The sequence below is a fragment of the Streptomyces sp. ISL-66 genome (genome assembly GCF_018614135.1).
In the GTDB taxonomy this organism is placed as follows: Bacteria; Actinomycetota; Actinomycetes; order Streptomycetales; family Streptomycetaceae; genus Streptomyces.
The window spans coordinates 24,332-35,212 of sequence record NZ_JAGGOW010000098.1 but is presented as its reverse complement, the minus strand read 5'-3'; the positions used below and the strand labels follow the sequence as shown (position 1 = coordinate 35,212).

At 69.3% G+C, this 10,881-nt stretch carries 9 protein-coding genes and 3 pseudogenes; 4 read left to right on the top strand and 8 right to left on the bottom strand.

The features are described 5' to 3' along the window. Positions 1-17: 17 nt before the first annotated feature. From J7E97_RS19185 to J7E97_RS19170, 4 genes and pseudogenes are all read right to left on the bottom strand, one after another. Complete coding sequence (locus tag J7E97_RS19185) at positions 18-1,013, bottom strand: hypothetical protein (protein WP_215028651.1); 996 nt, start codon at positions 1,011-1,013, stop codon at positions 18-20. 68 nt (positions 1,014-1,081) lie between these two features. Continuing rightward, positions 1,082-1,251, bottom strand: a pseudogene (locus J7E97_RS19180) (TetR family transcriptional regulator); the annotation flags it as partial. 345 nt (positions 1,252-1,596) lie between these two features. Next, positions 1,597-2,163, bottom strand: coding sequence for a dihydrofolate reductase family protein (locus J7E97_RS19175; protein ID WP_215028646.1), 567 nt, complete (start codon positions 2,161-2,163; stop codon positions 1,597-1,599). A gap of 447 nt (positions 2,164-2,610) precedes the next feature. After that, positions 2,611-3,153, bottom strand: coding sequence for a carcinine hydrolase/isopenicillin-N N-acyltransferase family protein (locus J7E97_RS19170; RefSeq protein WP_374224185.1), 543 nt, complete (start codon positions 3,151-3,153; stop codon positions 2,611-2,613). Between J7E97_RS19170 and J7E97_RS19165 the strand changes: the two genes are divergently transcribed. Continuing rightward, positions 3,117-3,473: a TetR family transcriptional regulator C-terminal domain-containing protein gene (locus J7E97_RS19165; protein ID WP_374224184.1), complete on the top strand. Its 357-nt coding sequence runs from the start codon at positions 3,117-3,119 to the stop codon at positions 3,471-3,473. The genes J7E97_RS19170 and J7E97_RS19165 overlap by 37 nt on opposite strands. A gap of 390 nt (positions 3,474-3,863) precedes the next feature. Here the strand turns inward: J7E97_RS19165 and J7E97_RS19160 are convergent, their stop codons facing one another. From J7E97_RS19160 to J7E97_RS37050, 3 genes are all read right to left on the bottom strand, one after another. Beyond that, positions 3,864-5,567 carry a protein kinase gene (locus J7E97_RS19160; RefSeq protein WP_308346580.1) on the bottom strand — a complete coding sequence of 568 codons (1,704 nt, stop codon included), beginning with the start codon at positions 5,565-5,567 and terminating at the stop codon, positions 3,864-3,866. A 483-nt stretch (positions 5,568-6,050) separates the two neighbouring features. Then, positions 6,051-6,809, bottom strand: coding sequence for a MerR family transcriptional regulator (locus J7E97_RS19155; RefSeq protein WP_215028641.1), 759 nt, complete (start codon positions 6,807-6,809; stop codon positions 6,051-6,053). Between the two features lie 385 nt (positions 6,810-7,194). Next, positions 7,195-8,775, bottom strand: a complete 1,581-nt coding sequence (locus J7E97_RS37050; RefSeq protein ID WP_374224182.1) for an RHS repeat-associated core domain-containing protein — start codon at positions 8,773-8,775, stop codon at positions 7,195-7,197. 81 nt (positions 8,776-8,856) lie between these two features. On the opposite strand from J7E97_RS37050, the gene J7E97_RS19145 reads away from it, so the two are divergent. Both J7E97_RS19145 and J7E97_RS19140 read left to right on the top strand, forming a co-directional pair. Further along, on the top strand, positions 8,857-9,492 hold the full coding sequence (locus J7E97_RS19145) for a VOC family protein (protein WP_215028639.1): 636 nt from the start codon (positions 8,857-8,859) through the stop codon (positions 9,490-9,492). A gap of 139 nt (positions 9,493-9,631) precedes the next feature. Then, positions 9,632-9,781: pseudogene (locus J7E97_RS19140) on the top strand (transposase); the annotation flags it as partial. 33 nt (positions 9,782-9,814) lie between these two features. Here J7E97_RS19140 and J7E97_RS19135 read toward each other — a convergent pair. Continuing rightward, a pseudogene (locus J7E97_RS19135) lies at positions 9,815-9,919 on the bottom strand (AAA family ATPase); the annotation flags it as partial. Positions 9,920-10,588: 669 nt separating this feature from the next. On the opposite strand from J7E97_RS19135, the gene J7E97_RS19130 reads away from it, so the two are divergent. Next, positions 10,589-10,828, top strand: a complete 240-nt coding sequence (locus J7E97_RS19130) for a hypothetical protein (RefSeq protein ID WP_215028638.1) — start codon at positions 10,589-10,591, stop codon at positions 10,826-10,828. The last annotated feature ends 53 nt before the right edge of the window (positions 10,829-10,881 follow it).

Here is a 10,881-nt window from a genome sequence, read left to right as displayed (position 1 = left end):
TGAACTCCAAACAGGACCTAGTAGCCGCCACCGAAACCACCGCTGAAGCCGCCGCCGAAGTCCCCGCCAATGCCGCCGTAATCGCTGCCCGAGTGGCCGCGTCCGTGGCCCGGGCCGGATGAGGACGACGAGGGCGGGGGAAGCTCACCGGGCGATCGCCAGCGGCCGCTGGTGGCCGCGGTCCACCATTGCCCAAACTGCACCGGGTCCTCCGGCGTCGAGCATTCGCTGACCACCCTCTCGCGGGCCGCCTTCTCCCACCGGACGGAGGTGAGCCCTTCCCCATGTCCGAGTTTCTCCAGCTCGCTCGCCAGCGCGTACGCGTTCAGAGGCTCCGAAGACCGTCTTGAGGCGGTCGGCAACGGCTGTGCGGGGTCCACGTCGTGACGGTGGACGAGAGCGGTCGTGCCGTCCTCGCCGACCAGCACCCAACCCCACAACGCCCGGCTCGCCAGCGCGTGGCAGCGCTTCCCGCGCGCCAGCCTCACCCGCTCCCGCTCCTTCCTCTCGGCCTCCTCCGCCGCCCCGCGGCGCTCGAGTTCCTCCCGCTCCTGGCGCACCTCTTCCCTAGCGAGGGCGAGACGGCGCCTGATCTCCGCTCGCACCGGCGCGTAGCGCTCCTCGGTCGAGGCCAGGACGTCCCGGAAGCGTTCCGCAGCGCGCTCCTTCCGGCGTCGTGCCCCGGGCAGGTAACGGCCCGCGCCCTGCCGGGTGACGGCGTTGTACACGTTCTCCGCCTCGCGCATCGAGCGGTGGAACAGCTCGCCCGCCGCCCGCCACCCGTCGCGTTCGGCTGCCGTACCCCGGACGGCGTTCCGGTCGAGCATGCCGCCTGGCCGGGATCCGGCCACCCGGAACGTCGAGTATTCGGTCCACCCCAGCGGCTCTGGGTAGAACCGGCTCTCCATCACTTCGATCACGATCTGCCGATCCTTTTCACCAGCCATGGCGGGACCACCCCCGACGTTCAGCATCCACCAACCCGCGCGCTCGGGGAACCGCGCGAGCCGCACCGGTTGTGTGTACGTACCTCAGCGAGGGAGTCGGATGCTTTAGCGCTTTGCGACCGAGCGGACGGGCAACGCAAGCTCCGCGCGACCCACTCACCTGCAAACCGGACAGCCTCGCCGGCCAGTTGCTGCTTACCCTCGGGGAAGTAGTGGTACGTCGAGCCGAGCGGCGCCTTGGCGTGCTTGGCCATCTCCCGGACGCTCGTGGCGCTCGGTCCGCGCCCGGCGCGCCGGCGACGATCCGCTCGCGCGACGGCGTACGTCGCGCCGGTGGCCGCGACTCACCTGCCGCCGTCGCGGACCGGCGGGGATCCCCGAGGTGGCTCGACGAACTGACGGGATGGGCATGCGCCGCCGCCGGGAAACCGGAATGACCGTCTCCCTCCGGACGCGCTACCACGGCCCAGTTCCCCTGCAGCCGCCTTGCAGGTGACCGCCCGCATCACTGGAACCGACGACCGCAAGGTCTTCGTGAAAGGCACGATCACCACACGGGGTCTCGCGGCTGATGTCGTCGTCTCACGGGCCGTGTCGTACCGATGTCGTATACGACATCACCGTGAGGCTAGCGCGTGGGTGCTGCTGCTCAGCGCCTCGTCTCGTACCTGGTCAGGACCACGCCGCCGGGAAACGTCCGTGTCTCCACCAGGTTCAGGTTCACCCAGCTGTCGAGCGCGGTGAAGAACGGCGTGCCGCTGCCCACGAGGACCGGATGGGCGGCGATCGCGTACTCGTCGATCAGCCCGGCGCGCATGGCCGCCCCGGCGAGCGTTGCGCCGCCGATGTTCATTGGGCCGCCGTCCTCGGCCTTGAGCCGGGTGATCTCGGCGATCGCGTCGCCGGAGACCAGGCGGGTGTTCCAGTCGACCTTGTCGATCGTCGAGGAGAACACCACCTTCGGCGTGTCCCGCCAGTTCCGCGCGAACTCGACCTCCGCCGGGGTGGCGTTGGGCTGCTGGTCGCCGGTCGGCCAGTAGGAGCTCATCGTCTCCCACAGCTTGCGCCCGTACAGCGACAGGCCACACGCCTGCTCGTGGTCGAGCCACCACTGGAACAGCTCGTCGCTCGGCGGTCCGCTCCAGCCGATGTCGTCGCCGGCCGCGGCGATGTAGCCGTCCAGGGTCAGGTTCATGCCGTAGATCAGTTTCCGCACGGCCCAGCCTTCCGTCAGTGGGTGTGTCCGGCGCGAACGCCAGGTCGCACAAGATCGACATGTCAGCAGCGGCGAGACCCCACACAAGCGTCCCACCGGCCAGCGGCTCCTGTCCCGTGTCATCGAACGTTGAGCGCGTGTCGCCGAAGTTTGCTTGCCACGGGACGCCTACCAGCTCATGTTCTTGGCCACCTCTTCCTGGGCTGACCACGACACCGCCGTGTTCGCGGCCTCCAACCGCCGCTGGTGGCAGGCCTGCGCCCGCCACGAGTACCCTCCCGCCATCTGACTCCGATCACCGCGGACGCAGGCGGCTCAAGCGGCGCGGCAGGCCGCTGACCAGCCGCGACGCCATCGGGGGTGTGGCTGCCCCGTAGGCGGGGCGGCCACGCGCCCGAGCGGACCGTCGGCAGCAGCCGACTCAATACGCGCCCTCGGCGGCCCGGGTCAGGCCTGCAAGGTGCGCCACGGACGGCTCATGTGTTCAGCGGGGGTGCCGTCGAGTACGTGCGCCGTGCGGGAAGCGGGGCCGAGGACGACGGTGGCCAGAGTCGCCCAACGGTGCCCCGACGGGGCGTTCATGTCGGGGACGCAGGTCAACGGGGGCTCCCCAGGACCTGTGATCAGCCGCTCGACCAATTCTTCGGCCCGCTCCACGGGGCCCTGCTCGATCCGGTCACGTAGGAGGGCATAGCGCTCACCGGAGTCGGGCTGGTACAGCCGGCTCTTCTCGTCCGTGGCCGGGACGGGGGTGAGGAAGTGGTTGGTGCGCAGGTGTGTTCCTGCGACCGCTTCGGGAGCCTCGAAGATTCCCACAGGGCTGAGGTCGAGGAGCAGGGCACTGTCCTCGTCGAAGAGGGCGAAGGATCCGGACGAGGTGAGCGGAGCGTCGAGCAGGATCTCCCGGGCGTGCTCGCTGCTGCCGGCCTCTTCGAGGACGGCGGCGGCGGAGGCTGAGCCGCCTCTTGCACCGTCTCGGCGGTGAGGAATTCACCGACCTCGGCCGGCTCTGGCTCAACGCCCGCCACCTCGCCCGCTACCGGCCGACCCTCCGGCGCGCCGTCGCCGGACAGGAGGCGATCATGCGCGACACCCTGACCGCGGTGATCGAGGACGGCGTGCGCAGCGGCGAATTCACCACCACCGATGCTCTGGGGGCCTGCGTGGTCATCCTCGTGGCGATCGATGGGCTCGGCTCCTATGTGAACGACGAACCGCCGTTCACCCACCCTGCCCTCGACACCCTGGTGTTCACCACGGCTGAACGGGAACTCGGCCTCCCGGCCCGCACCTTGCGTGGCCGAGGCTGAGGCGGCCACCCGTCGTTGGCGGCCCCGAAGGCCGGAGGCCCCTTGACCGCGCAGACTTTAGGTGATCAAGGTCACGAACCGCACAGCGATATCGGCCGCTGGACCAAGGCTTCGTGTTGTGGGCGCGCGCCCCTTCATTCTTATTGGGTTCATCGGGGCGCCGTCTCCACGGTTGGGGGAGTGCCCCGGGCGCACTCGACCAGCCAGCACACCCGCACGCTACATGGGCCAGCGGGCCCCGAGCCCCTTGCCGGCAGCAGGTTGGGCAACGAAGAGCGGCCCTCGGGAAAATTCGAGATCGCCACGCCCAATATGTGACCACGCCGGAAGGCCCGGACACCGCCCCGGCCGCGACCCGCAACTCAACCTCTGGTGAATTGCGGATCAGTCTTAGCAGCGAGCGAGTGTGCCGCTCTTCAGGGTGGATTTGTCGCTGAACAGCCAGCCTTCGGTGTTCGTGCCCTCGATACGGGCGTAGATCCACTTGTTGCCTTGGGCGTTGGTGACGTAGCAGTGGTAATAGACCTTCACGCCGGACTTGACCGCGGTCACGTAGGAGCACTCCGCGTACGGGCCGGTGTAGAGGTGGGTGTTTTGGGCCGCGTAACCGTAGCCGTTGCTGCGGTTCGAGTGGGCCCAGCCGGTGCACGCCGTCGACACCGGGACGGGCTCCTTCACCGGGGAGCTGGGCGTTGCCTTCGGCGAGCCGGACGGGTTCGCGGTCGGCTGGCCGCCGCCGTTGCCGGGGGTCGGCGTGGGACCTGTCTCTCGGCGCCCGTCCTTCTTCGAGGGGGTGCTGGACGGGGTCTTGCCGGGGCTCATGGACGTCAGGTTCCCCGGGGAGGCCGGGCCGTCGGACATGTCACCGTCGGCGGCGGTGCTCGCCGTCGGAAGCGCCGCGTTCGACCCGCCGCCCGCGTTGCCCCGCATGTCCATCAGGGCGTAGGCGACTCCGCCGCAGGTGAGGACGGCGGCGGCCGCCACCGCGACGACGGTACGGGTACGGCGGCGCCGCGCGCGGACGATCGTGGTACTGGTCTCGGGACGGCTGCCTTGACCGTTGGGTATGCCGGGGGGCATGCCCGGCTGCGCGGCGCCCGGCTGCGGAGGGGCGCCGTAGGCGTCGGTCGGCGTGTAGGAGGCGACGGGCTGGGGAATGGGCTGGGAGAACGGCGCTGCGGGGGGACCGAAGGCCGGCGGAGTGACGGGCTGGGGGGCCGGTGCCGGCGCGAGGTCCGCCGTCCTGCCCCCGGCGACCGCCTCCAGCATCTCGCGTGCCTGCCCGGCGTCGGGCCGCTGCAGCGGGTCCTTGGCCATCAGCGCCCGCAGCACCGGGGTGAGCGGTCCGGCGCGCCGGGGCTCCGGCAGCGGTTCGCTGACGATCGCCGCCAGCGTGGACCACACCGACGTACGACGGAAGGGCGAAGAGCCCTCCACGGCCGCGTACAACGTCATGCCGAGCGCCCAGATGTCCGACGCGGCACCCGGTTCCAGGCCCTGTGCGCGCTCCGGCGGCAGATAGTCGAGGGAGCCGACGATCTGACCGCTCTGGGTCAGCTTGGCCAGGGCCTCGTCGCCGGAGGTTTCCATGCTGGCGATGCCGAAGTCGGTGAGCACGACCCGGCCGCTTCGCTCAAGCAGTACGTTGCCGGGCTTGACGTCCCGGTGGAGGACCCCGGCCCGGTGTGCCGCGTCGAGCGCATCCATCAGATTGGCGCCGATCGCGGCCGCTTCGCGCGGGTCCAGTGGGCCGCGCTCCGCCAACACGTCGTCGAGGGAGGGCCCGTCGACCAGCTCCATGACGATGACCGGCAGCCCCTGCTCCTCGACCACGTCGTGCACGGTGACCACCCCGCTGTGCCGGATACGGGCGGCGGCCTGCGCCTCCCGCTGCATCCGGAGCCGCAGATCGGCCAGTTCGGCCGGGGAGGCGTCGGTGTAGGCCCGCAGGACCTTGACGGCGACCTCGCGGTTCAGCAGCTGGTCCACCGCCCGGGCGACCACACCCATGCCACCACGCCCGATCGTCGCGGTCACGCGGTATCGCCCGCCCAGAACCTCGCCGACCAGCTCCGCGCCGTTCGCCCCCGTCACCTGTCACGCTCCGTTTCGCAGTGTTCAAGATCCGCCACGTGGTGGGCACCAGCGTAGGGGTACACGTGGGGGCGGGTTCGCACGGCCCCGGCCCTCGGCGCGCAGGCGCACCTTCCAACAGCCCGTGACATCCAGACATCTGGCGTGAGATCAGGACACTCGTGCGGTTCCCCCCGGTAGTCCGCCCGTTCGACCAGGAGCCAGCCCGCCAGGGCCATTGCGTCTGCGGCCCCGCCGGCGGCGGTCGACAGTGGCGCGGTCGCTCTCCTGTGGGAAGTGCCCCAGTGACTTCGAAACTCTTCCGACAGCGATTATTCAGCGCGTTGGGAGGCGGTCTTTCGTGAGGGAAGTCGTTGTTCACGGGATTGGGCGGCACCGTGTTGAGGCGGCCACGGCCGGTCCTCGGGATCGAACATCGCCGGACCGCCGTGACGCGACGCAACCGCCATCGAGGAAGAGCCGCGATGGCGGTTGCGTCGTGTCTCAGTTCAGCCGGGTGGTGGCGTAGACCTCGATGGCGTCGCGCTGGTACGCGGCCAAGCCGGAAGCGACGGCCTCGTATGCCACGCGCCACGTCTCGTTGTCGACGACGGAGCGTCCGATGGCCCGGTAGTCCTCGGCGGTGACGGCGCGCAGTGCGGTCAGTGCCCTGTACTGGGCGGCGATTTCGGCCTGGACCGGGTCGGCGTCGGCCGGGTGGCCTGCGGCCCTGAGCTCGGCCAGCCGGATCATCTGCGCGGTGCGCTTACGGTGCGCGGCGTCGGCGTCGGCCTGGCTCATCGCGTCGGCGCGTCGTGCGACCTCTTCGGCGAGTTCGGGGAAGTCGCGCATGTTCTCCTCGTACTGGGAGGGCGCCACGCCTTCGAAGAGGTTCTCCGGTCGGTTGATGGTCATGGGGTTGCCGTCCTTCCTGGACTGCTCCAGTTCGGCGATCGTGTGGGAAACGGTGCCGGCGAGTGTGTCGAGGCGGTCCCGTTCCGCGAGGAGGCGCTGGTGGTGGCCCCGCAGGGCATCCACCTGGTCGACCTGTTGTGACAGGATCCGGCCGATCTCCGGCAGCCCGACGCCCAGCGCCCGCAACACGAGGATCTGTTGCAGGCGCAGCAGCTGGGGCTCCTCGTAATAGCGGTGACCGTTGGCCCCGATCCGGGCCGGCGGCAACAGGCCCGTCTCGTCGTAGTGACGCAGTGTCCGGGCGGTCACGCCCGACATCCGGGCCACCTCTGAGATCGGCCAGTCCATCACGACTCCCGCACATGTGTGTCGCCGGGCCGGTTTCTCCGGCCCTGATCACGACGGTAGAAGCTGACGCAACGGCAACTTCAACCCCGGGACCCAAGATCCTCGCAATCGAACGCGCACGTCCGCACCCCAGGCGGAAGAGCCTCCGCCCGCTGCCGAAGAGCTGAAGGCCGATCCGGTCGCCTGGGCCTGGAGCGCCTGCTGGCGGAGGTGAATAAGCGCCAGCAGATGCGGCGGTTGGACTGCCCGAGGACTTGTTCGCGGACGTGTCGCAGAAGTTGCCGGGCAAAAGGGCTTTCCCCTGTTCACTCACCGCGGGGACCGCTCTGACAGCCGTCTCCCCTACCGCGACCGGTGCTACCGGCCCGTCGACCGCCGACTCTTGTCAGCTCCAGCGGATCAGCGACACCCTGTGGTCGCCAGCGCCGTCGAGAGGCTGCTCCAGCTCGGCGATTTTCACCGGCTGAGCCCCCGGGGTGGCGAAGTCCCCCCGGTAGAGCACCCACTGGTCGCTGTCGGTCTCGGACAGGAACACGAAGCCTTTGCCGTCCGGGGAGGGCGTCGGGATTCCAGTGCGCCGGTCGCTCTCGGGGAGCAGGTTTTCGGATTTGGTGACGCGCTGGTAGTCCGCGCTGAAGGTGAGCTGCTCAAGGCTGTCGTGCCGGCAGACCAGGGTGGTGTCGTCACGCCAGAAGGCCGGGTCGCAGTACTCACGCGTGCCGGTGTCCCCGGGGAGCGCGCCAGGCGCGCGTAGGGCAGGCGACTTGATCTCCTTCAGGAGTCCCTCACTGCCTGGACTCACCCGGAACAAGCCGAGCCCCTCGCGGGTGCTGGCCTGCGCCACGACCCCCGAGGGCGAGACGGGCGAGTCGTCCTTGTCGGCCGCCAGGACCGTGGTGGCGGTCTCCCTGTCCTTGGCCATGTGGCTCGCGAGCTGTGCGTACGGCACCATCTGCTGGGTCCCCGCACCACCCTTGGGATCCCGGAAGTACCGCGGCAGACTCACCCCGTAATTCTCAGGGTCGGAGGTGTACCAGAGCTGGCTGGTCACTGGGTGGAAGACAGCGGCGTTCGACTTCAGGTCCTTGCCGAAGGCGTCCGGATCGGGAGGCGCGATTTCCACACCCGTCGACGTGTCGACAGCAGCGGCCCGGGAGTCCTTGGAGAGACCCGCCAGCATCGTGAGGTCCTTGCTGAACGCGTACTGCGCCGCCATGCCTGGGCCGTCGCCCTTGCAGCCGGATGTGGGCCTGAACCGGCTCGGCAGCACGGAGCTGCGCTCGGCCACCAGCTTCCCGTCCTTGACGGCGTAGGAGCGCAGCGTCACCCCGTATACGGTCCGGCCCTCGGCATCGGGCATGTCCGTGCAGAACATCACCGAGATGGTGTCCTTCTGCGCGAGCGGTGCCTTCTTGACGCCCGCACTGTACTTCCAGGCGGCGCGGCCCACTGCCTTGAAGCCGCAGGACCAGCAGATCTTGCCGTCCGGGTCGTACTGGTTGAGGGGGTCCGCCTGGATGTAGTCGTAGGCGTTGGCATTGCCGCCGCGGATGGGGTCCACGGAGAGGAAGCGGCCGGCCGTGGGGTCGTAGAGGTGCATGCCCATGAGGGTGAGTCCGGTGGGGGTCTCGCTGGAGCGTTGCTTGCCGCCCACCCAGCTGTATCGGGGGGTTGTTGCCTGTCCGGTGTGCGGGTTGCCGTACTCGTCGGAGTTCAGGACGGTCGGGGTGACTGTGGTGTCGAGGGGCAGTTGCAGGGTGATGTCGCCGTGCAGGTTGCCGAGCTGGAGTACGGTTCCACCGGTTTTGGTGGTGGTGGCGCCGAGGTTGCCGTCCAGGCCGTCGACGTTGCTCGCCCCGCAGCGGCTGATCGAGCGGGTCGAGGGCCTCGACGAGGCGGCAGCGCTGCTGCCTGGCTTCGACCGGGGCCTCCCCCCGCCGGGATGACGATGATCGATCCGCTCCACGGCTTAATCCACGGCGGACGCGGCTCGGGGCGGCGGGCGTGGCGTCGGGATTTGTGCGGGTTGTCGGGTGATGATGGCGCAGTGCGACTTGATCACGTGTCCTATGCAGTGGCCCGCGACAGCTTCGTCTCGACCGTCCAGTGGATCGGATCGGCCCTCGGCGCCGGGTTCGTCGACGGGGGAGTGCACCCGCGATTCGGCACCCGCAATTTTATTCTCCCGCTGAGCGGCGGCACCTACGTCGAGGTCGTCACCACACTCGACCACCCCGCCGCCGACCGCGCGCCCTTCGGCCAGGCGGTCGCGCGCCGCGCCGCCGAGGGCGGCGGCTGGCTCGGTTGGGTGGTCTCCGTCGACGACATCTCCCCGGTCGAGGCCCGCCTCGGCCGCACCTCGGCCGAGGGCCACCGTGTCCGCCCCGACGGGTTCGACCTGAGATGGAAGCAGATCGGCCTCCTGGAACTGCTGGAGGACCCGCAACTGCCCTACTTCCTCCAATGGTTGGTCCCCATCGAGGAGCGCCCGAGCGCCGGCCCGCGCACCTCCACCACCATCCACGGGGTCTCCATCGCCGGCGACGCCGCCTCCATCGCCGAATTCCTCGGCGAACCGGCCGACCACCCCCTCGACCAGATCGACGTCACCTGGGTCGAGGATGAGGAACCGGGCCTGGTCTCGGTTGAGTTCGCCACCCCCCACGGCCCGGTCACGATCTGACCGGGGCCCGACTGCCCCGCGGGAGCAGCCGGCTGGAGCCTCCTGGCTGGCGCGTGTCTTTGATGGGTTGGTCGCTTGATCGGATGTGTCTGCCCGATCAGTGATCACTGATGCGATGTGGGGCCGGATCTAGCCGCTGATGCCGGCCGATCCGGTCCGTGGACGGCGGCGGGCTGATCATCGCCGAACTCTCGAGGCCATCGCGTGGAGGTACCGCACCAGCTCGCCCTGGCGGGACGTGCCCGACGAGCTCGGTCCGTTCCAGACCGCCCACAAACGGCTGGTCAGATGAGCCGCCGGTCTGTTCTGGCCCCGCTCGCGGGTTGACGAGCTTCGCGGTCAGGGCATCCCGAACGCGGTCGCCCTCCATGGCGGCGGCAGTTCCCAGGCCGATCAGCAGGTGAGACTTGCCGGTGCCGGAGTCCCCACCTCCTCGCTGGGACGGTGGGTCCGGCGCTGGTCGACGAACTGCCGATAGTGGCGGATCACTTCCTCGGGATAGACCGCGACGTAAGCCTGTGTGGTGCAACAGGTGGGGCATCGACGGGCCGAAGTCCCGCTCGTAACCGTCGTACCGGGTCAGCAGCGGCACCCGCTCGCCGGCGCCCTTGATGCGCCGAATGACCCGGGCGAGGACCGCGACCAGGTCCGGATCAGCGGGGATGACGCGCTCAGCACGGCGTGGATGCTCTGGATGGCGGGCCCTAAGCCGGCGTGATGAGCCCATCACGCCACGTGCCTTCAGAAAATCTGCACATCGTGTGCGTGACCGAGGCGGTCGGCCTTCACAGTTCCTCAAGATGTCGGACTTGTCCCGTGCGGTTCACGGATGTTTGTCCCGTTTGCTTCCGCGCGGGTGGCGGGTCGCTCGTATCTGTTACTCGATCTTGCGGAGAAGTTGTCAGCATTGGGTGAATGAAGCTTCACGCCGGTCGTCCGACGTGGACGTCTGTCCATGAAAGGGCGTCAACCGGATTGGCTGGGTAGCCCGTTCGCGTGCTTTCATCTTGCCCGCTGCGGCCGTTGGAAAATGGTGGCCGAGTTTCGGTCCGCCGGGCTGCCGCGGAATCCCCCCAACAAATGAAAGGTGCGCGTAATGCGTAACGACATCGAGACCCGTGAGATCGCCGACACCGAGCTGGACGCCGTTTCCGGCGGCCTCGTCACCGTGTCCGGCGGCCTGGCCGGCGCCGCGACCAGCGATGTCAGCGGCGTCGTGGGCGTCGCGGGCTCCCTCAACACCGTCCAGGCCGCGACCGGCATCGTCTCCCACGTCCCCGGCCTGGCCTCGGGCATCACCGGTGTTTCGCTGAACACCGGTCTCGCCGGTCTCTGATCGGGATAACCCCATGAACCCCGGAGCTTCCCCCACGGCTCCGGGGTCCATGG